This window comes from Hyphomonas sp. UBA4494 (assembly GCF_002388935.1).
Lineage (GTDB): Bacteria > Pseudomonadota > Alphaproteobacteria > Caulobacterales > Hyphomonadaceae > Hyphomonas.
On the sequence record NZ_DGNK01000017.1, the window covers coordinates 181013 to 202289 of the forward strand.

Annotated in this window: 27 protein-coding genes and 1 pseudogene (1 of these 28 only partly in view); 23 read left to right on the top strand and 5 right to left on the bottom strand. The window is 59.3% G+C overall.

Annotated features, from left to right (window positions below):
* A pseudogene (gene alr, locus B2P82_RS07015) lies at positions 1 to 391 on the bottom strand (alanine racemase) (it extends 692 nt beyond the left edge of the window).
* A 13-nt stretch (positions 392 to 404) separates the two neighbouring features.
* Entirely contained in the window at positions 405 to 1856 is a 1452-nt protein-coding gene (locus B2P82_RS07020) for an MFS transporter (protein ID WP_034811041.1), read from the bottom strand.
* A 298-nt stretch (positions 1857 to 2154) separates the two neighbouring features.
* On the opposite strand from B2P82_RS07020, the gene B2P82_RS07025 reads away from it, so the two are divergent.
* From B2P82_RS07025 to B2P82_RS07100, 16 genes are all read left to right on the top strand, one after another.
* Positions 2155 to 2616, top strand: coding sequence for a hypothetical protein (locus tag B2P82_RS07025; protein WP_290496039.1), 462 nt, complete (start codon positions 2155 to 2157; stop codon positions 2614 to 2616).
* Positions 2617 to 2690: 74 nt separating this feature from the next.
* Positions 2691 to 3890, top strand: a complete 1200-nt coding sequence (locus tag B2P82_RS07030) for a DUF2336 domain-containing protein (protein WP_290496041.1) — start codon at positions 2691 to 2693, stop codon at positions 3888 to 3890.
* A 95-nt stretch (positions 3891 to 3985) separates the two neighbouring features.
* On the top strand, positions 3986 to 4474 hold the full coding sequence (locus B2P82_RS07035; RefSeq protein WP_290496043.1) for a Na+/H+ antiporter subunit E: 489 nt from the start codon (positions 3986 to 3988) through the stop codon (positions 4472 to 4474).
* Positions 4471 to 4764, top strand: coding sequence for an MrpF/PhaF family protein (locus B2P82_RS07040; protein WP_034811049.1), 294 nt, complete (start codon positions 4471 to 4473; stop codon positions 4762 to 4764). Before B2P82_RS07035 ends, B2P82_RS07040 begins: the two co-directional genes overlap by 4 nt.
* The gene (mnhG, locus tag B2P82_RS07045) at positions 4757 to 5128 is read left to right on the top strand and encodes a monovalent cation/H(+) antiporter subunit G (RefSeq protein ID WP_206991084.1); all 372 of its coding nucleotides are present in this window, start codon (positions 4757 to 4759) and stop codon (positions 5126 to 5128) included. Before B2P82_RS07040 ends, mnhG begins: the two co-directional genes overlap by 8 nt.
* 5 nt (positions 5129 to 5133) lie before the next feature.
* Positions 5134 to 5766: a DUF4040 domain-containing protein gene (locus B2P82_RS07050; protein ID WP_242517363.1), complete on the top strand. Its 633-nt coding sequence runs from the start codon at positions 5134 to 5136 to the stop codon at positions 5764 to 5766.
* Positions 5763 to 6215 (top strand): Na(+)/H(+) antiporter subunit B, encoded by a 453-nt coding sequence (locus tag B2P82_RS07055; protein ID WP_034811052.1) that lies wholly within the window; start codon positions 5763 to 5765, stop codon positions 6213 to 6215. Before B2P82_RS07050 ends, B2P82_RS07055 begins: the two co-directional genes overlap by 4 nt.
* Before the next feature lie 4 nt (positions 6216 to 6219).
* Positions 6220 to 6735 (top strand): cation:proton antiporter subunit C, encoded by a 516-nt coding sequence (locus B2P82_RS07060; RefSeq protein ID WP_034811054.1) that lies wholly within the window; start codon positions 6220 to 6222, stop codon positions 6733 to 6735.
* Positions 6732 to 8261, top strand: a complete 1530-nt coding sequence (locus B2P82_RS07065; RefSeq protein ID WP_051607456.1) for a monovalent cation/H+ antiporter subunit D family protein — start codon at positions 6732 to 6734, stop codon at positions 8259 to 8261. Before B2P82_RS07060 ends, B2P82_RS07065 begins: the two co-directional genes overlap by 4 nt.
* The gene (locus tag B2P82_RS07070) at positions 8261 to 9769 is read left to right on the top strand and encodes a monovalent cation/H+ antiporter subunit D family protein (RefSeq protein WP_290496045.1); all 1509 of its coding nucleotides are present in this window, start codon (positions 8261 to 8263) and stop codon (positions 9767 to 9769) included. The genes B2P82_RS07065 and B2P82_RS07070 overlap by 1 nt, the downstream gene beginning before the upstream one ends.
* Positions 9766 to 10212, top strand: coding sequence for a hypothetical protein (locus B2P82_RS07075; RefSeq protein WP_290496047.1), 447 nt, complete (start codon positions 9766 to 9768; stop codon positions 10210 to 10212). Before B2P82_RS07070 ends, B2P82_RS07075 begins: the two co-directional genes overlap by 4 nt.
* The gene (locus B2P82_RS07080) at positions 10212 to 11975 is read left to right on the top strand and encodes a Na(+)/H(+) antiporter subunit D (RefSeq protein WP_290496049.1); all 1764 of its coding nucleotides are present in this window, start codon (positions 10212 to 10214) and stop codon (positions 11973 to 11975) included. The genes B2P82_RS07075 and B2P82_RS07080 overlap by 1 nt, the downstream gene beginning before the upstream one ends.
* A gap of 161 nt (positions 11976 to 12136) precedes the next feature.
* Positions 12137 to 12532, top strand: a complete 396-nt coding sequence (locus B2P82_RS07085) for a Ros/MucR family transcriptional regulator (protein ID WP_290479754.1) — start codon at positions 12137 to 12139, stop codon at positions 12530 to 12532.
* Between the two features lie 142 nt (positions 12533 to 12674).
* The gene (locus B2P82_RS07090; protein ID WP_206991078.1) at positions 12675 to 13178 is read left to right on the top strand and encodes a PAS domain-containing protein; all 504 of its coding nucleotides are present in this window, start codon (positions 12675 to 12677) and stop codon (positions 13176 to 13178) included.
* 221 nt (positions 13179 to 13399) lie between these two features.
* A complete protein-coding gene (locus B2P82_RS07095) occupies positions 13400 to 14398 on the top strand; it encodes an IS1595 family transposase (protein ID WP_290496051.1) in 999 nt (332 codons plus the stop codon).
* Between the two features lie 326 nt (positions 14399 to 14724).
* Positions 14725 to 14901, top strand: a complete 177-nt coding sequence (locus B2P82_RS07100) for a YegP family protein (protein ID WP_290496053.1) — start codon at positions 14725 to 14727, stop codon at positions 14899 to 14901.
* Here B2P82_RS07100 and B2P82_RS07105 read toward each other — a convergent pair.
* A complete protein-coding gene (locus B2P82_RS07105; protein WP_290496055.1) occupies positions 14882 to 15028 on the bottom strand; it encodes a hypothetical protein in 147 nt (48 codons plus the stop codon). The genes B2P82_RS07100 and B2P82_RS07105 overlap by 20 nt on opposite strands.
* On the opposite strand from B2P82_RS07105, the gene B2P82_RS07110 reads away from it, so the two are divergent.
* The 3 genes from B2P82_RS07110 (at position 15027) to B2P82_RS07120 (ending at position 16775) form a co-directional block, all read left to right on the top strand.
* Positions 15027 to 15581, top strand: a complete 555-nt coding sequence (locus B2P82_RS07110) for a hypothetical protein (RefSeq protein ID WP_290496057.1) — start codon at positions 15027 to 15029, stop codon at positions 15579 to 15581. The two genes, B2P82_RS07105 and B2P82_RS07110, sit on opposite strands and share 2 nt — an antisense overlap.
* A gap of 186 nt (positions 15582 to 15767) precedes the next feature.
* Complete coding sequence (locus B2P82_RS07115) at positions 15768 to 16112, top strand: helix-turn-helix domain-containing protein (protein ID WP_051607459.1); 345 nt, start codon at positions 15768 to 15770, stop codon at positions 16110 to 16112.
* A 3-nt stretch (positions 16113 to 16115) separates the two neighbouring features.
* A complete protein-coding gene (locus B2P82_RS07120; protein ID WP_290496059.1) occupies positions 16116 to 16775 on the top strand; it encodes a hypothetical protein in 660 nt (219 codons plus the stop codon).
* Here the strand turns inward: B2P82_RS07120 and B2P82_RS07125 are convergent.
* Positions 16739 to 17191, bottom strand: coding sequence for a SufE family protein (locus tag B2P82_RS07125; protein WP_290496061.1), 453 nt, complete (start codon positions 17189 to 17191; stop codon positions 16739 to 16741). The genes B2P82_RS07120 and B2P82_RS07125 overlap by 37 nt on opposite strands.
* Positions 17192 to 17262: 71 nt before the next feature.
* A complete protein-coding gene (locus B2P82_RS07130; protein WP_034811067.1) occupies positions 17263 to 18240 on the bottom strand; it encodes a hypothetical protein in 978 nt (325 codons plus the stop codon).
* A 119-nt stretch (positions 18241 to 18359) separates the two neighbouring features.
* Between B2P82_RS07130 and B2P82_RS07135 the strand changes: the two genes are divergently transcribed.
* The 4 genes from B2P82_RS07135 to B2P82_RS07150 all read left to right on the top strand — a co-directional run.
* Entirely contained in the window at positions 18360 to 20003 is a 1644-nt protein-coding gene (locus tag B2P82_RS07135; protein WP_290496063.1) for a sensor histidine kinase, read from the top strand.
* A gap of 90 nt (positions 20004 to 20093) precedes the next feature.
* The gene (locus B2P82_RS07140) at positions 20094 to 20444 is read left to right on the top strand and encodes a DUF1491 family protein (RefSeq protein ID WP_290479748.1); all 351 of its coding nucleotides are present in this window, start codon (positions 20094 to 20096) and stop codon (positions 20442 to 20444) included.
* Between the two features lie 107 nt (positions 20445 to 20551).
* On the top strand, positions 20552 to 20926 hold the full coding sequence (locus tag B2P82_RS07145) for a hypothetical protein (RefSeq protein WP_034811071.1): 375 nt from the start codon (positions 20552 to 20554) through the stop codon (positions 20924 to 20926).
* Between the two features lie 68 nt (positions 20927 to 20994).
* A partial coding sequence (locus B2P82_RS07150; RefSeq protein ID WP_290496065.1) for a GTP-binding protein occupies positions 20995 to 21277 on the top strand: 283 nt, incomplete at its 3' end.

The following is a 21277-nucleotide window of genomic DNA, read 5'->3' on the forward strand; positions in this document are numbered from 1 at the left end:
AGGCCCCGCGCGGCGTGCGGGCCCAGAGTTCGACCTGTTCCTCGCTGGACAAGACCGGCGTCAGGTCCGCCTCGCGATAGGTTCGAAGATGGCTGCCGGTCGGTCCGTTCAAGACAAAGATGCGCGGACCAAAGCCCAGCGCATTGCGCAGGGCCGTGCCTTCTTCGAGATGGGCGACAAAGAATGTGCTGCAGCCTGCCTTGGCCAGCGTCTGGGACACTTTTGCCGCGCCAAGCCCATAGCCATCTGCCTTGACCACGGCGGCCGTGGTGGCGGTCGGATTCAACCGGTCAATGGCCTGCCAATTGGCGGCAATGTTCGACAGGTGAATAGTGGCGCGCGGGCGGGAAGTCATGAAGGTTTCGATAGAAGCGTTTGGCCCCCGTGTCATCTACACAAAGCCGTCAGCTTCGCTCCTGATGCTCCAGCCAGGCGGAGCCCTTCATGTTCCAGACGGGCGTGAAAAAGACCATCCAGATGATCAGCGCGATCATGCCGCCTGCCGGGACGATAGCGATCTTCTGGGGGCCGAACAGGTCGACCAGTGCGCCCATGATGGCGGCACCGAACGGCGCACCGGCCATGAAGCCGAGCTGATAGATAGACAGGACGCGGGCGAGCTTTTCCTTTGGCGCGGCGTCTTGCACGATCGAGCGGCTCATCGCGATGGAGATGCCGGCGGCGAGGCCCCAGATGAAGACGATGCCGAGGAAGACATAGTGCGGCACCTGCCACATCATGGCGAGGATGCTGACTGAGGCGAGGAATTGCGCGATCAGCAACAGGCGGCCCTGACGCTTGATGCGCTTGAAGATCGATAGCACGACGGACGAAACAAACGCGCCCATCCAGAAAGTGACGAACATGTCCCGGATGCCATCCGAGCCGAAGCCGTAGACGTCGCGGTTCACGATCGGCAGCACGACCAGGAACGCACCGATCACGAAGATCCCGACGCCGAACATCAGCGCAGTCATCGCCCACAGCTTTCCGTCCGAGCGCACGGCATGGAAGCCCTCGGCGATATCGCCCAGAGCGGATTTGATGCCCTTGCCGCTGGTCGCGATCTGGCGGCCCCGGCCCAGCCAGAGGGCGAAGCCTGCGCCAAGCGCCAGGATGATGCCCTGAATGGCGAGCAGCTGTTCTGCCGGAATCGGGCCGATGCCAAACCCGCCGAGCCAGTCGGGCATCAGTGTGCGCTTGTCAGCATAGCCGCCCACGATGAGTCCGCCGATCTGGGCCAGGAATTGCGCCATTGTCGCCAGGGTAACGCCGAGTTGCAGGGTGACACCGGAGCCAACACGCATGCGCCGCTCCACGACCTCATTCACGATGGAATCGCGCGCGGGCATCATGAAGGCGCCGACGGTGCCGATGGTCAGGCCGTAGATGATCATTGCGGGATAGGAGAGTTCGCCACGCGCAACAGCCAATGCGAGGAACAAGGCAGGTGTAGCGGCCAGCAGGTGCAGAATGATGAGCAGACGTTTGCCATCTGCGCGCTCGGCCACCACGCCGCCGATCAGCAGAAAGATGACTGACGGCGCCGACAGCGCCATATTGGCGAGGCCAAGGGCCAGGCCATCCATGTGCAGGTGTTCCTTGCCCGTGATCAGATAGGGGAACAGGACCATCTGGAGGCCAAAGGCCATGAACCAGCTGAGTTGGACCATCAGATAGGCGGGCAGTTCGATTTTCACGCCACGGCGTAGCTGGCGGGCGCGCCAATGGTTCGCCGTCGCCAGCAGGGAGGCACCAGCCCCAATCGCTTCGCTGACGCCGCTGACGGGGGACGTGATGTCCTCGGCCGCGTCTTCGGCCATCTCGTCGATGAAGTCGTCCATCTTGTCTGGCATGCGCGCTCCGGAGCAATTGGCGGGACTGTATGAAGACGGCCCCGAGAAGGAAAGCCCCCGGCCTTGCGACACATGAAGACTGATGTCCATGACCGATGCGCAAGAAACGGGTGGGACGCCATACGCACATGTGCTGATCCTTGCTGGCACCAAGGAGAGCAGGACATGATTTCACAAACAGCGCGCGGCAAGGCTTGATGGAGTTGGTGTCACGGGAACTTCGCGCATAGTTCAGTTGCCACAGCGCTGCGGTATGGTTAGCTTCACGCCAATGGCCCACCGGTAAAAGGTATGTAGAATGCGTCTGTTCCGGCATATTGTGAGTTGGGCCTTGGCCCTGTTCCTGATCGCGATGTTCGTTCAGGCGACCATTCACCCGCTGCCCAATCCGCCGGAAGGTATGGTGAAGTTCTTCGACCCGCCGGGCGAGAACATCGTATTCCAGACCATTGCGGCGAAATCAGGCATCAGCCTTTATGAACCGGCCGGCCGTGTTGTCGTAGGCCTGCTGGAACTGGTGGCGGCGCTGTTCCTGATCTTGCCGATGACGCGCCGGTTCGGGGCGTTTATGTCTGCGGGCATGCTCGGCGGGGCAGTTGCGATGCATCTGTCGCCTTGGTTGGGCCGGGAAGTGCCAGTGTCACTGGATCCGCAGAACACAGCCACCGATGGCGGCATGCTGTTCATGCTCGCGATCGTCATGTTGGTATCCAGCCTTTTGCTGATGGTTGTGCACCCCGGTTCTCAAGAGCGGAACTAGCGCTCAGCACCATCTCCACAGACCGTTAACCGTTTGCTGCAACAGTTTTCGTCATTGCGAAAACGGCCACACGTATGGAAGATCCCTTGGAACCGCTGCAGATGCCACCGATCGGTCGCGCGCGGAACGCATTGTTCCGGCGATTGCTGGACCTTGTTGCCATGCCAGCGTCCCGATTGGCCCATCAGGACCGCCATATGGTGGGCGATATCCTGTTGGAAGTGTTGTTTCACGCCGAAGAAACCGATCGGGAAATGTGCGCCCGTCGCCTGTCGAACCACCGCGAAGCTCCGAAACGTGTCTTGCGCTATCTCGGCCAGTGCTCATTCCGCGTTGCGCAGCATGTGCTTGAGCAAAATGAGGGCTTTGACGCTTGCGACTTGCGGGAAATCTGCATGTCCGGGACCCAGGAACACCGAAAAGTCATTGCCGAGCGCAAGCTTGTGCCCGATTCGGTCTGTGAATATCTGGCGGAGTTCGCCGAAATTCCCGTCGTGAAGGTGATGCTGGCCAATAATGGCGCGATCATGCCCGAACAGGCGATCGACAAGCTGGTTGCCCGGTCACGCGCGGACGAATCACTCTGCGCGCTTCTGGTTGAGCGACTGGAAACCAAACCGTCTCAAGCCATGGCCATGTTCTGGTGGAGCGACAGCACGACCCGCAGGAAAATCCTTCAACGCCATGCCGCCGATCGCCTGGAAGTAATCGACACTTGCCGCGACGTGTTTGAACTTGCGGCAGAAGAGAATTGGGCCGACCCGGTTACGCGCAAGGCAATTCAGCTGATCGAACGGCGCCAGCGCAATCGCGCGGCGATCGACAAGAGTCCCTATGACAGTCTCGAGGACGCGATCAACGCATCCGCGCTGGAGGGACTGGATTCCGAACTCGCGCAGGAAATCGGTTACCTCGCGGGCCTGAAGCCTGTGACGGCGGCAAAGATTCTGACGGACAAGGGCGGGGAGGGGATCGCGGTGCTGTGCAAGGGCACCGGGGTCAAGCGCGACTTTCTCCCCGTCCTGTGGGCGGGCTTGAAACGTGACCTGGAAACCGAAACGGGAGAGATCGATCCCGATTTTGCCCGTGTGGCCGAGATCTATGAAATCATGACCGTCGCCAAGGCGCAGACCACGCTGCGCTACTGGAACTGGTCGCTGTCTTCGGCTTTCTCTCCGAACGCTCTATCGTCCGCCATCGACGATGTGCCGGCCAATGAGGAAGCCAGCTTTTCCTCGCCGCAACGTACCGCGCGACTCGTTTTTGGCAGGTAGCGACACAAAACCACCCGAAAAGCACTTTCCAAGACGCGCGCAGGCCTTTAGGTCAGGGCGTTCATTGTATTGGGTCATCTATGAAAGGGGCGCGTGTGGCGTACTTTCTGGGGTTGCTGGTTGCACTGGTCGGCTTCTGGCTGGGCATGTCCGGCCATTACACACCTTTATTGCTGTCGCTGGGCGCTGTGTCAGTGGCTGTCTGCCTGATCCTGGCATACCGACTCGACATCATTGATCGTGAAGGCTCGCCGTATGTGCGCATTGTCGGGTTTGCGCTCTACTTCCCCTGGCTGATGAAAGAAATCGCGAAAGCGAACTGGACCGTGGTCAAGGCCTGTCTGAAAGCCGAAATGGACATAGCTCCGGCCCTGGTGAAGGTTAAGACCGCCTGTGAATCTGATCTCGCAAAAGTCACCTTCGCAAATTCGATCACGCTGACTCCGGGCACCGTCACCGTTGAGATTGAAGGTGACAAGATGCTGGTGCACGCTCTCTACGAACAGGAAGCCCAGCCCGAAGCATTTGCCGAGATGGATCGCCGGTCTCGCCGCGCTGCCGATGGCAAGGGGGGGGCCACATGACCGCTGCTGCCCTCATCGCCGTTCTGTTCGGCATGCTCCTCTTGTTGATTCGCGCCATTGCCGGTCCTACGCTGTATGATCGCGTGCTGGCCGTGAACTCATTCGGCACCAAGACCGTGCTGGCGCTCGGCCTGCTTGGCTTCGTAATGGGGCGCCCACAATTCCTCGACATCGCCATTCTCTACGCACTGATCAATTTCGTTTCGACGATCGCGATCCTGAAATTCTTCCGCTACCGGTCATTCCAGGTTCCACTGGTGCGTCGCGGACAGGGAGGTGGCAATGGCTGATTTCCTCGCAACGCTCGCAGCAGGGTGGGAAGTCATCCGGTTTCCGCTTGGCGCCGCGCTATGCCTGGCAGGCGGGCTACTTTGCCTGATCGGCACCGTGGGCGTGCTGCGTTTTCCGGATTTCTACACCCGCCTTCATGCGGCCAGTATCACCGACACGTCTGGCGCGACGCTACTTTTGCTCGGCATGGCCATGATGGCGCCCGACTGGATGGTCGTCAGCAAACTGGGTGCGATCTTCATCTTCATCTATCTGACCAGTCCGGCATCGTCGCATGCTGCCGCAAATGCGGCGCATACAGCCGGCCTTCAGCCCCTGATCGGGCCGGTCGATACACATGACAAGGAAGGGCAGGATTCCTGATGGCCATGAGTGAACCAGATATCGGCTTGGCGCTGGTCAACATCGTCCTGCTCGGCCTCCTGTTTGTCGTGGCGATCGCGATTGCGCGCTTGCGCAGCCTGTTCGCCATCGTGATGCTGTCGGGCATCTATTCGCTGGTCTCGGCGGCTTGGTATGTCGCCGTGGATGCGGTGGATGTCGGCTTCACTGAGGCAGCCGTCGGCGCGGGCATGTCCACCGCGGTCCTGCTGGGTGCCATGCTGCTCACATCACGCACCGCGAAGCCGGAGAAATCCCTGCGCCAGCTCGGGCCTTTGCTCGTCTGCGTCGCCACCGGCATCATGCTGATCTATGCGACGGTCGATTTGCCAGCCGTGGGCGATCCGAACTCACCGGCCAATACCGGCGTCGGCCTCACCTATCTGCGGGTGGCCTGGTATGACACCGGCATCGAGAACGTCGTGACCCCGGTCCTCGGCAGCTATCGCGGGTTTGATACGCTGGGCGAGACAACCGTTGTGTTCGTGGCCGGTATTGCTGTTGCGCTCCTGCTCGGCTTCGGCGAGCGCTCGCTGGCGGAGACAATCCGCAATGAAGACAAGACCCTGCCCAAGGCCAGCAAGAAACCTGAGGCAGAAGATGAGGAGACGGACTCATGAAGAGCGACCATCACGTCATCTTGCGGGTGATCACCAAAACGTTGATTCCGGTCATCGTTCTGTTCGGTCTGTACGTTCAGTTCCACGGTGATTTCGGACCCGGCGGCGGCTTTCAGGCCGGCGTGATCCTGGCCGTGGCGATCATTCTCTACGCGCTTGTCTTTGGGGTGCCGTCGGCCATGCGGGCCGTGCCGCCCGCCTTCACCCGCTCAGTCGCGGCGGTTGGTGTGCTGCTATATGCCGGCGTTGGTTTTTGGGCGCTGCTTCAGGGTGGGCAATATCTTGAATATCAAGCGCTTTTCGGTGAGGAGCCGGGTGGCCATCATGGCCAGCACGTCGGGATTATTCTGATTGAACTAGGCGTTCTGTTTGGTGTGTCCGGTGCGATGCTGACCATCTTTTACGCTTTCGCTGGCCGCGTGGCCGAAATCCGCGACGAGGACTGGTAGGCCGATGCTGCTATTCATTCTAGAGCGCGCGAACTATTGGGCGGTCATCGGGCTGATGATGATCGGCCTGTACATCACGTTTGCGTCCGGAAATCTGATCAAGCGGCTGGTGGGCCTGTCCCTGTTCCAGACATCTATCTGCCTGTTTTACGTGACCCTTGGCATTGTGGCCGGTGGCACCGCCCCGATCCTGATGGATCCTGACACATCTGGGGGTCATGGCGGCGGTCATGGCGAAGAAGTTCCTCACGCAGCGGTCGATGCCGTACTCACGGCGTCTGCTGGTGGCGACCGCGTGGCCGATCTGGTGCATACCTATTCCAACCCCTTGCCGCACGTCTTGATGCTGACCGCGATTGTGGTGGGCGTCGCGACCCTGTCGGTCGGGCTCGCCCTGATCGTCCGTATTCGCGAAGCCTATGGCACAATCGAGGCAGATGAAGTGCGCGAGATCGACATGCAGACCGCCATCGCTCAGGAAGCCGAACAGGAAGCAGCTGAAAAAGAGGCACTGGCATGATCGACCTGCTTCTGGATACCGCGCCCCGCTGGGCGTTGCTTCACGCACCCGCACTGTTGATCATGGTGCCGTTGTTCCTGGCGCCTCTGCTGGCGATCCTGCCAAGTGGTCGGCTATCCTGGCTGATCAGTATTGCGGCCACAGTGTTTTCGCTGTTCTGCGCGCTGATCCTCGTGGGACAGGTGCAGGCCTCTCCGGTTGGCGTCGTCGGCTATGACGTTGGCAACTGGCCCATGCCCATCGGTATCACGCTTCGGGTTGATGCGCTCAATTCCATGATCCTGTTGCTGGTGGCTGCCATTGGTGTGCTGTCCACGATCTTTTCATGGCCGACGGTCAAGGCAGAGATCCCTGAGCGCAAGCACCCGCTGTTCTACTCCGCCTTTCTCGTCTGCTTTGCGGGCCTCAGCGGCGTTGCGATCACGGGAGATGCGTTCAACCTCTTCGTCTTCCTCGAAATTTCGTCGATTTCCACATATGTGCTGGTCGCGCTGGGGGCGGGCCGGGATCGCCGCGCTCTTCCGGCCGCGTTCAACTACCTCATCATGGGTACGCTCGGCGCCAGCTTCTACATTATTGGTGTGGGCTTCCTCTATTCCGCCACGGGTACGTTGAACATCGCTCAAATTGCCGAAATGCTGCCTTCGCTCGCGGGCAATCGCAGTGTTGAGGCGGGCTTTGCGTTCATCATTGTCGGGCTCGGCCTGAAAGCAGCGGTCTGGCCGCTGCATCAATGGCTGCCAAACGCTTATGCCTACTCACCAAGCTTCGTGACCATGTTCCTGTCCGCTACGGCGACGAAGGTTGCGCTCTATGCGCTGATCCGGTTCCTGTTCACCGTATTCCGTCCGGAATTCGCATTCGAGCAGGCGACTTTCACCTACTTGCTGATGCCGCTGGGCCTCGCTGCGATGATAACCTGCAGCTTCCAGGCGGTCTTCCAGACCGATGTGCGCCGGACGCTGGCTTACTCCTCTGTTGCGCAAGTCGGTTACATGATCCTCGGCGTGTCCATTGGCACAGTTGCAGGCGTCAGTGCGGGCCTGTTCCACCTGCTGAACCATGCGATGATCAAGGGTGCGCTCTTCATGGCAGTCGCTGGCGTAGTCCTGACATTCCAGGGCACGACCATTCGCGATTTCGCCGGCTTGGGACGCACAGCGCCCTGGACAATGACCGGCTTCGCCATCGCCGGGCTGTCATTGATCGGTGTGCCGCTGACCGCAGGCTTCCAGTCAAAGCTCCAGCTCGGCTACGCCCTGTTCGACCAAGGTATGTGGTGGGGCGTCGTTTTTGTCGTGTTCTCCAGTTTCCTGGCGGTGATCTATATGGGCCGCATTCTGGAGGCGATCTTCTTCCGGCCGCCGATCAATCCGCGCAAATCGCGCAAGGAAGCGCCGATCCTGTTGCTTGTGCCGCTTTGGATACTGGCCCTTGCAAACATCTATTTCGGTATCACGACCGAACTGCCGCTCGGACTGGCGCGTGACGCCGCTGCGGCCGCGTTCGGACTGGAGGCCTTCTGATGAACTCTGAGCTGTTGATCTGGGCCGCCCTGTGCCTGCCATTGCTGATTGCGATCGGCATTGCCGTGACGGGAGCGTTCTCGAACGTCCGTGAAGGCGTTACACTGGTCGGCGCGACCGTGCTGTTCGGTGTGGTCATCGCGCTTGCCATGAAAGTGGCAGGCGGCGAGGTGCCTGAACTCTATGTGGGGCAGGCTGCGCCGGGACTCGATTTCGCGTTCAAGCTGGAACCGCTGGGTGCTTTGTTCGCACTGGTCGCCAGCGGCCTTTGGATCGTCAACTCGTTCTATTCCATCGGCTATATGCGTGGAAACCGCGAACGCAACCAGACGCGCTTCTACATCTGTTTCGCCATCGCCATATTCGGCGCGATGGGTGTCGCCATGTCGGCGAACCTGTTCACGCTGTTTGTGTTTTATGAAGTGCTGACCCTGTCGACCTATCCACTGGTGGCGCACAAAGGCGATGCGGCGGCCAAGCGCGGCGGGCGCATCTATTTGCTGACCCTGTTAGGCACATCCATCGGCCTGTTCCTGATGGCGGTCATGTGGACCTGGGCCCTGGCTGGCCAGAACCTGGATTTTGTTCAGGGTGGCCTGCTTGCCGGACGCAATCTCGATCCGGCCGTGGCCAGCGCCTTGCTCATCCTGTTTGCTTTCGGCATCGGCAAGGCGGCATTGATGCCGTTCCATTTCTGGCTGCCCAATGCGATGGTCGCACCAACGCCGGTTTCCGCCCTGTTGCACGCCGTCGCGGTTGTGAAGGCGGGCGTCTTCACCGTGATGAAAGTGTCGATCTACATTTTCGGTGAGGATTTGCTGAACGCGACGCCGGGCCGCGAATTCGTGCTCTGGGTAGCGTGCTTCACCATCATCGTTGCGTCGCTCGTCGCCATGACCAAAGACAATCTCAAGGCACGACTGGCCTATTCGACAATTGCGCAGCTGTCCTACATCACGCTGGGGGCAATGCTGGCCACGCAGGCCGGATTCATGGGCGGAGCGTTGCAGATCGCCGCGCATGCAGTTGGCAAGATGACATTGTTCATGTGCGCTGGTGCCATCTATGTCGCCACCGGGCTGACGAATATATCCGACATGAAGGGCCTTGGCCGGAAGATGCCGATTGTCTTCATCGCCTTCTTCATTGCGACCCTGTCGATTATCGGCATCCCGCCGATGGCGGGGGCGTGGGCGAAATATGAGCTGATGCAGGGCGCGATCGACCGGGGCACAGGCTTTGTACCCTATGTCCTGATCATTTCGTCGCTATTGAACATTGCGTATCTGCTGCCGATCCCGATCCTGGCGCTGATGCCAACGCCGGGCACGCCAGAGCCGAAACCGTTCAAGCGACCGGACGGCGCGCCGTTCTTCACTGTGGCAGCACCGGTCGTGACGGCGGGCCTTTGTGTCGTCTTGTTCTTCCTTGTCGGGCCGTTGGCGGACTTCCTGTCGCCTGCGTTTGAAGCCCCGTCATCCCCTGCCTTCACTGGAGGTCAGCCATGAGCGACGAAACGCCAAATGATACCCGCGATACCAGCGGACGCTTCGTGAAGCGCGCCGCAGAGAAGGCGCATCGGCTGCACACGCCGTCAGAAGACGGGGTGCATCCTGTGGCCAAGATCCTGTTCGGATGGACCGAGGCAAAAGTCGCTGGAACGGCGATCTTCTGGGGCATCGGCCTGCTCTCGGCCTTCCTGATTGTCATCGATCTGGCCGTTGATCGGCACGAATATGTTCACATGGCCGAAGCGACCGGATTCTATGCGCTGTGGGGCTTTGCCGCTTTTGCTTTCGTTGTGCTGATGGGCTGGCCGCTGGGCCGACTGCTGCGTCGCAGTGAATCCTATTATGGTGATCCGGGCGGTCCGCCGTCGGATATCGACCCGGATATACCGGCCGTGCCTGACGCTGCCCCGACCTATCCTGACGAAGGAGACGAGCACTGATGACTGGTTTGCTCTCCGTGCTGAATCCCGGCTGGCTCCTGATTGCTGTCGGCCTTGGCGCCCTTTTCCTGCCTGTTCGCCGCGTGCGTCAGGGACTGACCATTGCCGCGCCCATCATTGCCATCCTGTTGATTTCGGTCGCGGATCGGAACGTGAATCTGTTGACCGGCCACGCGCTGGGTATCGAGATGATTCTCTATCGGGTCGACAATCTCAGCTACATTTTCGGCCTCGCATTCCTGCTCGCGGCGCTGTTGAACGCGATCTATGCGTGGCACACAGACGACCGTCTGCAGGACGGTATGTCGATTGCCTATGCAGGGGCCGCCGTCGCGGCGACCTTCTCGGGCGACATGATGACCCTGTTCGTGTTTTGGGAACTGACGGCCATTACATCGGTCTTCCTGATTCTGAGAGCAGGGACGCGCGCTGCTTATTTCGCCTCCATGCGGTATCTGGGCGTCCAGATTCTGTCCGGCGTTCTGCTGCTGGCTGGCATTGGCTATGTGTACCAGTCGCGCGGCGACCTTTCGATCTCGGCCTTCACCAGCCTGAATGAGCCGGGCGCACTGCTCGTCTTCATTGCACTGGGCATCAAGGCAGCCTTTCCCTTCCTGCACAACTGGCTGCAGGATTCCTATCCGAAGGCCACGGTGGTCGGCGCGGTTGTCCTGTCGGCCTTTACGACAAAGCTGGCCGTCTACGCTTTCGCGCGGATGTTCCCTGGCCATGACGCGTTGATCTGGATCGGCGCCGTGATGACCGTGTTCCCGGTCTTCTTCGCCGTTATCGAAAACGACCTGCGCAAGGTGTTGGCCTATTCGCTGAACAACCAGGTCGGCTTCATGATCTGTGCCATCGGCCTCGGCACCGCAGGGGTCGGCAATGCGCTCGCGCTCAACGGCGCATCGGCGCATGCCTTCTGCCACATCATCTACAAGGGCCTGCTGTTCATGAGCATGGGCGCGGTGCTCTATCGCACCGGCACGACCAAGGCGTCTGAACTGGGCGGGCTCTACAAGTCCATGCCGTGGACGACGATCTTCTGTATCATTGGTGCAATGTCGATCTCGGCTTTCCCGCTCTTCTCGGGCTTTGCGGCCAAGTCGCTGACCATGAGCGCGGTGGGCAAGGAAGGCTACACAATCGTGTGGCTGATGCTTTTGTTCGCGTCGGCCGGTGTGCTGGAGCATTCGGGCATCAAGATTCCATATTTCGCCTTCTTCGGCCATGACAGCGGCAAGCGCGTGAAAGAAGCGCCCTTCAACATGCTGCTCGCCATGGGGCTCGCCTCCTTCATCTGTATTGCTGTGGGTGTGCCAGCGATTGTTCCGGGCTTCGGCTATGAGTGGCTCTACAATCTGCTGCCATATCGCGAAGAGGCGATGGCATATCATCCGTTCACGCTGGGTCATATATTGACTCAGATGCAATTGCTCGTGCTGGCCATCTTTGCCTTCGTGATGCTGAAGCGCCTTGGCTGGTACCCACCGGAGAAGCCGGGCGTCGTGCTCGACAGCGACTGGCTCTACCGCAAGGCAGGCTATGGTATGGCGACATGGACTGGTACGGTTTGGCAAAAGGTGGGGCCGGCCATGTCCGCCATCTTCTTCAAGCTGACCGGCCGGGCCTATGAGCGGATCGAGGATACATTCAGTCCAAGGGGCGAATTGGCCCGTGGAGGTCTTGCCAGCGGCATGGCGATCTGGACCGCAATCCTGCTTGGTTTTGTCCTGCTTCTGTCGTTCATAACGACCGGATAATCAGCTTTACGGCGAAATATAACATACCGGTGGTATGCGAGCTAAATCCGGATCGTGTAGTAATTACTGCGATTTATACGTGAGTCATTATCAATCTTAAGCTAATCCCGATTGGTTAATCGCAATGACGGGGATGCGAGATGGCTGATAGTGAGCATGCAATGACCGACAGGATTGAGTTCCTGGAGATGACAACGAGAATTGTTGCGGCCTATGTGAGCAACAATACGTTGCAAGCCGAAGAGCTGCCGCAACTCATCCGGCTGGTCCATTCATCGCTGGAAGGTGTGCGGGGGACCGACGAAATTTCGGAGCCACTCAAGCCTGCTGTATCTATCCGGAAATCCATTGGCGAGGAGTATCTCATCTGTCTGGAAGACGGACTGAAGTTCAAATCCCTGAAACGCCATCTGCGCACCAAATACGATATGACGCCCGAAGAATACCGCGAGAAGTGGGGGCTTCCGGGCGATTATCCAATGGTCGCGCCGGGTTATTCGAAGCAACGCTCAATGCTCGCCAAGCAAATGGGGCTCGGTAAGTCCGAGCGCGACTAGTATTCAAAACCGAATACTTTTGTTTCGGCATCGAAATGAAAGCATTTGGTAGGAATGGTTAAGAAAAAATCACCAGGACTCTTGATCCGCGACTCAACTCGCGCGATAGGTGATTCTATCGAATCACCTGGGGGTGACTGAAATGACCAAACAGAATGTCTTCAAAGGCGTAACCGATTCGCAGCAGAAGCTGATCGAATACTGGTGTGGCTTGCGCGATTCGCACGGTCTCGTGCGGCGCGAATCAATGGATCCGGGCCAGTTCCGCGCCATGCTCGCCAGTATCTCCATTGTGGAGTTCGATCGCTTCGGCACCGGGCGGTTTCGAATCGCTGGTTCCCGTCTGCGTGAGATTTTCGGTATGGAGGCCCGTGGCCGCCAGATCGAGGATGTCCTGGGCGACCATGGCGAAGCCTATTGCCTCGGCCTCGCTGCAGCGCTGGAGCGCGGCGCGCCTGTTGGCGGGATGATAGAACAGGAAGACGGTCGCATGCATGCTTGGACACGATTGCCACTGGCCGGACCTGACGGTCAGCTGACTCAAGTGCTTTGCCATGATGAACTGGTGCGCGCCCGCCCAAAAAAGGGCCGTCCGGACCCGGCCGGCAAGGGCATCACCGGCAACCATGATCGTGCCGCCGCCTAGGCAGGCGAAGCGAACCAGGTTCAATGAAACGCAGAAACGGCGCGGCCCACAAGGCTGCGCCGTTTGCGTTCAAGGGCCCTATCCCTCGAAATCCTGTCGGTGCCCGCGCCGCAATCCCCAGACATTGCGGGCATTCAACTTGTCGTAATAGGAAAGTTATCCTAATTATATACTTGACAAAGCAGTGACGAAAAAGCATATTGTTCTCAACGGAGAACGAAATGACGAACCTGACCAACCCCATCTTCCAGAACGAAGACGCCGCCCGCGAGCATCTTGAGTCCCAGCGCTGGCCTGATGGCGCGGTGTGCCCGCACTGCGGATGCGTCGGGGATAAGCACGTCACGGCCATCAAGGGCGCTCGCTCCCGCCCATCTGCGGCGGACCCTGAAGGCAAGGAGCGCAAGGGCCTGTACCAGTGCAATGCCTGCCGCAAGCAATTCACGGTCACGGTCGGCACCGTCTTCGAGCGCTCCAAGGTTCCGCTTCATAAGTGGCTTCTGGCAACCTACCTGCTGACCTCCTCCAAGAAGGGCATGTCAGCCCACCAGTTGCACCGCACGATTGGCGTTACCTACAAGACTGCGTGGTTCATGTTCCATCGCATCCGCGAAGCCATGAAAGAGGACGGCACGTCCGGCCCTCTGGGTGGCAAAGGCAAGGTGATCGAGGCCGACGAAATGTACCACGGCAAGCGTGACGTGCCTTACAAGTCGCCTAACCGCAGAACGCCTTACACCAAGTCCGGCAAATCAGGCGGCGCGCAGAAGCGCGTTATCGTTGGCCTTATCGAGCGCGGCGGCCAGACCCGCACCTTTCATGTGAACGTGGCCACCAAGAAAACCGTTCGTGAGATCCTCGTGAAGAATGCAGACCGCAAGTCGCGCCTGCACACCGATGAATCCCGCCTCTACACGACGACAGGCCAAGAGTTCGCCCGTCACCAGACCACCAATCACTCCGCTGGCGAGTATGCCCGTGGCGACGTGAACTCGAACTCAATCGAGAACGTGTTCTCCATCTTCAAGCGCGGCATGATTGGAGTCTACCAGCACTGCGGCGAAGCTCACCTGCAACGCTACCTGACCGAATTTGACTTCCGTTATAACCGCCGCACCAAGCTCGGCGTTGATGACACTGAGCGTCACAACCAGTTGCTCCAGATGATCGGTGGCAAGCGCCTGACATATCGGCGGACTGGTGAAGCCCGTCTCGCATAAGCAGCGAGTGAAGCGCTTCAAGCGTTGGTATAAGAACCGCACCCCGTGAACAAATGGGGAAAACGCAAGCTGTCATTAACCTTGGAGTCCCCTAAACTCCGAGTCGGAACCGGGTGATTCGCCCCCAAAGGCGTCTCATTCCGGTTCCGAGTGGAATGGTGCCTGAGGCTACAATCTCGCCTCTGTACTGCGACCAAGGTATGGCGGCTAACCTCGCCTTGGCGTCGTCCAGATTGCGAGCCCGTATCTCAAGGGACCACTCTGCTCCTTCGTGGCGGTATTCAAAAAGATACCGTTGATGCGACTCAACCAAAGGAGACTTCTCCATGTACTACTACGTCTATCGTGACGCTGCCAACCAGTGGCGTTGGACTCTCTATGCGGCCAACAACCGCAAGATCGCCAATGCTGGCGAGGGATACTTCAACAAGAACGATTGCGTGCATGCGATCAACCTTGTCGCTGGATCCGCAGGTGTACCTATCAAGTACGCTTCTGCTTAACACTTCCTTGATTGGGCGCGGGCTTCGGCTCGCGCCCCTTCTTCATCTCCCCATGCGGCTTTGGGTCTTTCTCCATAAGCCGCTTGAGGGTTTCGTTGAAATCTTTGTCTTCTTTGGACTTGGTCATGATTATCACTCAGCACGATTTGCCTGACGACTACACCTTAGAAATTGGCCGTATCCTCATTAAGTGGGCTTATTTCGAAACCCAGGTGCAACAATGCATCTACACTATCATGGGTGTGGATGACGTAGTGGGAAGAGTTGCAATCCGTGAGCCCAGAATACCCGATAGGCTGGACCTCATCCAAGAAATTGCTTTCTTGAGGGGCTTCGCGCTGAATGAGAAGGCCTTCAAAGAGCTAAAGACAAACATCATAGAAACCAACCGTTGGCGCGATCTGCTTGCGCACAGCACTTGGCTATTTGTTCCCGAGAAAGGGTGGCTGTTGCGAGACACGAGAGGAAACATGCCACAAGAATTGAAACTGGACGGCCATGCGAAAAAGCGAAAAATCACGCCAGAAGGAAAGCAAGTGCCGCTCAGCCTACTGCAAAGCATGACCGAACGAATCGACATCTTAATCAAGAATGCACAGGCTCTTGAGGGCGCGCTTGTCGGACTAATTGAACAACAGCTTCTGCGAGCTCGCGAGCAGCATCAAGGCGACAATCCATAAGATCATCGCCGTAGCCAAGCAGCACATCGAGCGCTACTGCCTCCACTATTTTTAGATCAAGTTCCGGCCTGTCACGCATAGAATCATTATCCTCTGATACGTGCTTTGTCACGTATATAATTGGGAAAGTTATCCTACACCTCAAGAAAGCGGGTAGTCTGATGCCTGTCATCACAGGAGAAAGACATGCAGGATTTCGATCCCCAGAAAGACGAGGACAGAGCGTATCTCGCCGCTGCACTGACAGCGTACGCGTTGGGCCTGAAGACTGAAGCGATCCTCAGCCGCCAACGCCGTTCCCCCGCAGAAGCGCGTGGCCGCCAGATTGCCATGTATCTGTTGCGCACGGCGCTGGGCATGAGCCTCAGCCGCGTGGCCCGCGCCTTCAACCGTGATCGCACCACTGTCGCCTATGGCTGCAACCTCATCGAGGATTGCCGCGATGATCCGGATTTCGATGTCTGGATCGAGCAATTGGCCGTCGGCCTGTCGAGCGTGGTCGTGCTCGATGGCGCTGCGATGGCGGTCTAGGCAATGACTATGCGGAGGATCCTGACCGAGTATCGGTTGCGGACGGTGCTGACGCATGGTGGCATGGTTGCGCCGGTGCGGCAGACATATCTGGCCTATCGCGGCCCGGACACACGGCGACAAGTCGCCGGTTGGGTGTCGCCGCACATTATCGCGCGGCTGAAGGCGGACGCGTGCCTTCGGGCGCAGGTCGCGTTTCCGGACAGGTTGGCCGCCGGACCCACACTGATGGTTGAGTTGGATTCGCGTGCAACCTCCCGGCCGTCAGACTGGCTGAATGTGCGCGCGGATTGTCGACATGGATTGATGGTTGAGTTGGTTGCCGACACGCATGCGCCGGAAGTGATCCGACAAAGTGCGGCGGCGGGGCGCTACCGGGATGAGTTCATTCGCGCCAGCCAACCGGCTTCCGCTCGCGCACGCCCGGTCTTCGACAAATCCACACACCAGCGCGCGTCGGATCGTTTGGCCGAGCTGGAAACAGAGATGGGTGTGCTGGCCATGCGACAGCTGGAGGATTTGCTGATCGACCGGGCAACTGTCACAGCGCTGACGGCGCGGTGGCGCATGAAAGCCGAACATGTGAAACAGGTTGCGCAGGAGGCGCTTGCCCGATTGGCCGTGGCCTACGAGCTTTCGCGAGTGGTCGACAGCCCGGCCTGAGCATCATGGCGAATACGTTCCAGCATGGAGGCGAGGCCGTTCGAGCGTTGAGCCGTGAGCGCGCCGCTGACGCCGATCTCGTCCAGCAGGGCCTTGGCGTCAAATCCGTTGATTTCTTCCAGCTGCGCGCCGGAATAGAGCCGGACCAGCAAGGCGATCAGACCGGATACGATCATCGCGTCGGATTCTGCCCGCACCTTCATGCGACCGTCCTCAAGATCGGTCACCATCCAGACCTGTGACGCACAGCCACGCACCCGCGTCTCTTCGGTGCGCTCTTCCGGCTCTAGCGCGGGGTTCGCCTTACCCAGATCGATGATGTGCGCATAGCGCGCTTCCCAGTCGTCGAGCCAGGAAAACTCTTCACGGATTTCATCAGCAGTTTCAGCAATGGTCATGACCGCCAGATGGGGCATCTTCTCTAAAAAAGAAACCCCCGGTACCGATTGTGGTGCCGGGGGCGAGAGAGAGACTTGTTTGCTGGGGCTTATTGGTAGACGCCGCCAATGCATTGTCCGACGTCGGCGAGCGCGTGCTCCCCAATGCAGAACGGAACTTCATATTGCTGGTTCGCTGCAGCAACACATTGCTGCAGGTTCAGGTTTGCCATGTTCAGGCAACCGCGGGTTTCGCGCTCAGCCATGGCGGAGTTTACCTGGCTGGACGAGGCGGCCGTCTGGCCGAGGATGCGGTAGGCGGCAAGCGTGGCGATCTGGTCGGCCACAGGCTCCTTGCCGTACTGCACACGCTTTTTCTTGGACAGGCCAAGGCCGCTGGTAACGGCGGCCGGGAAGCGAATTGCGTCAGCTGCACCGGAGACATTGTCCCACAGCGATGGCGCGCCGGAACGTCCGGCACCGGCCAAGATGCTGTCTATGTCAGAGGCCGAGAAGGCGGAGATCAGCTGGCCGCGGGCGGGCGTGCCGACCGTCTGGATGCTGTTCAGTCGTGTCGCTTTTGCGCCGGAGTTTCCGATCTTGGCTTTCGCCCAGCCGGAGCCTTGCAGGCTGTAAGCTTGTTCTTTCACATAGGCCGCCGTGGCGCTGAGGCGCTGGCTGTCGGCTTCTGTTGCGGCGAGCGATGAGCTGACCGCATTGTCGCCGCCACTGAGCTGGCGTGCATAGCGCACGTCATTCTTCAGGCCGGTCAGCAGCGCGTCGTTGCCGTAGAAACTTGCAATGTCGCGAACAGCGGCCCGGTATTCAGGGTCCTGTGAGGCGATCAAGGCGGAATAGGAGATCCACCCCTTCGACAATTGGTCGGGATTGTGCCCGCCCAGAGAGTTCAGGGCGTGGTCGATGTCTTTGGCGGAGGCGAAAGGCTTCTCTTTCACATCCGTGACATCGGACTGGTATGTCCCATATACGGCGGCCGATTCCGAAATCGGGTCCCCTGACTGCGCTGATGCCCCCATGGCCAAGCCAAGGGCAACCACTGCAGTACCGATCATTCTGATGGATTTCATGTGCTACTTCTCCCTCACGCGTCACGCGACAGTGTTGCATGAACTTCCCCCCATGGGGAACCTCACCTTGCCTGCTGCACACATTACAAATACAGCAAAGTATGCGTGACACAGGCAGAATGCCTAAGGAATCTCACCGGGGTGTTAACGACTTGCCCGAACTGATGCGAAAGAGATTACAGTTCATCCATCTTGTCTGGCTCGTCCTGACAGTGGCACTGGGGATCTCAGCGTTAATAGGCGGGCTTGCCGATAACGCGCTCCTGGCCGGACTCGGCCTCGCTGCGCTTCCGGGCGTGGTGGGGGCAGCGCTGTTGCATTCCAAAATACGCGCTGAGGATCTCATCGGGCCATTTCTGGTGATCGGTTGGACACTGTTGGCCATGCTCGGTATCGCCTCGACCGGTGCGGCCTTGTCGCCTTTGACCATATTGTTTGCCATCGCACCGCTGACGGCGATGAATCTGGGTAAGCCCGGCATGGCGGCCGAAGCTGCCATTTTCGGGGCGTTCGCCTTCCTTGCCACCGCCGTCATGGTGCGGCTCGGCCTGTTGCCGCCCGCCAATCCGGAAAGCGCGTATCAGGTGCCGGCCATGTTGCTGGCTTTTGCAGGTCTGGTCATGATCGGATTGCTGGCCTGGACGTTCCTGAAGGCTCGCGAGGAAGAAGCTGCAATGCCAGCAGAGACGACGACGGAGATGGTGACAATCCGACAGGATGTGGGCCTGCCGGAAGAGTCCGGCCTGTTGCTGCTGGATGTGTCTGAGTTTGGTCGTATCCGAACGCTCAGCGGCGACTTGTTGGGCCTGGACAATGTGAGGGCGGGCGGCTTGCTCGCGAACCTGCTGCAGGACGAAAAGGAAGTCAGCCTGTTGAAGCCCGCCAATGGCCGTACGCATGGCGAAGTCACCCTGAGCAATGGGCGCGAGGTGGCATTCGTCGCGGAAGCCCATGAGGCCGGTGCGGTGCTGGTGCTGCGGGACCTGACTGAGGCGCGGGCGATGACGCTGGATACACGTGCCAGACTGGAAGAGGCTGAAGCGCGCCTGAAAGGTCGGACGGCCTTTTTCGCGTCCCTTGGCCATGAACTGAAAACCCCGCTCAATGCCATTCTTGGCTATGCCGACATGATGCGGGCCGGCATTCGCGGGCCGATGCCTGAGCCCTACAAGGACTATCCGGAAATCATTCATGAGAGCGGACAGGACCTGCTCTTGCTGGTCGATGATATTCTGGACCTCGCGAAGGCCGAGGCCGACCGTCAGCGGCTGGAGCCGGAGCCGGTAGACCTGACGGCGTCTGCGCAATCCATCCTGAGACAGCTCGACAACCAGGCTGAACGTGCTGGCGTCAAACTGAAACTGAAGGCAACCAGCGAAGTCTGGGCGGAAGCTGATGCGCGCGCCGTGCGACAGATCTGGCAGAACCTCGTTTCCAATGCGATCAAGTATTCCTCTTCCGGCGGCACGGTCACGCTGGATGCGCGCGACGAAGGAAATGCGACCGTGCTGAGCGTCACCGACAAGGGCGCTGGTATGTCATCGGAAGATGTCCGCCGTGTGCTTGAGCCATTCTCTCAAGGCAGCAATTCCAAAGGTCGTCAGGGCACCGGGCTGGGTCTTGCCGTGGTGAATTCCTTCGCCCAGTTGCATGGCGGTCAGGTCGTGATCGACTCCACGCCCGGCAAGGGCACCAAGGTCGAAGTGAGCCTGCCACGCGCCAACCCGGCCGACATCCAGCCTATGGAAGACGCCGCACAGTAAGCTAACCGCTTTCCGGATTGGCCTGAACGCGTCTATGAAGCTTCCCATCCGCAACGACCGGGCAGGCGGCCCGCAACAGGATTTCGGACCATGATGATGGAAAGATTGCCCACGAAGCTCTGGGTCGAAGCACTGGTCCGGCGGGCGCAGGTTGCGGGCGCAGCAGCATTTGTACTGCAAAAGGGCGACGCCGAACGTGGTGATGTTCTGATCAAGGTCGCGCGTCTGGATGGCACTGCGGCTGTCTATGTGCCCAGCATGAATATGGAGGGCGAACGCATCTTTATTGACCTGCGTGTGCAGGGGATCGGGCCTGAGGAAGCGACTGTGGACGCCCATGTGCGCAAGGCGCGGGATCGCGACCCCGATCTTTGGGCTATCGAGATCGAGGACCGGGACGGCAGGCACTTCCTGACCGAGCATGTGGACAGTCCCGAATAGGCGCCAACCAAGGCCGCAGATTCACAGAACTCTTTAACCGGCAGTAGGTCTTTATTAACCGTGAGAGGGCAGCTTCGGCCTGAATTCTAGTTGGGGCGCGCCAAGTCATGCTGTTTCTGATAAATGATCAGATCACCGAGATCGAAATACCCGAGATGCACCTTGCCAAACGGTGGCAGTCGCTTGGCTGCGGAGACCCTTACGGCATGCGGGCACGCGAAGCGCTGAATTTCGCCAGCCGGGTCGTTGGCGAGCATCTGAAAGAGCACATTCCCCTGGAAGACTCCCTCCTGCAGGATCTTGGGTCCCTGATCATCGCCAAGACCGGTGCCAATGCTGTGCTTTTCCCGATTTTCGGGGACGTTGTCGGCGAACCTCGCCTGACCATTTTGCCAGAAACCATCCTGGAATCCCTGCGGGACCGGCACCATCGCGAGGGAAAAGCCCCGGATGTGCGAGAGATCTGGCCGAACGCAGCCTGATACTGGTGCTTCATTCGGCGGTTCAAATGGGCTAGGGCCTCTGCCCAGCACGAAAGAGCCCAGATCACATGTCCCATGAACAGGAAGCCGCCCGCCGGCGCACCTTTGCCATCATCTCCCACCCGGACGCCGGTAAGACGACGCTGACGGAGAATCTGCTGCTTGCTGGCGGTGCCATCCGCGCAGCCGGTGAAGTTGCTGCGCGTGGGCAGGCTCGCCGCACGACGTCGGACTGGATGAAGATCGAGCGGGATCGCGGCATCTCGGTCTCTGCCTCGGTCATGACGTTCGAGTTCGACGGTCTGGTATTCAATCTGCTCGATACGCCAGGCCACGAAGACTTCTCCGAAG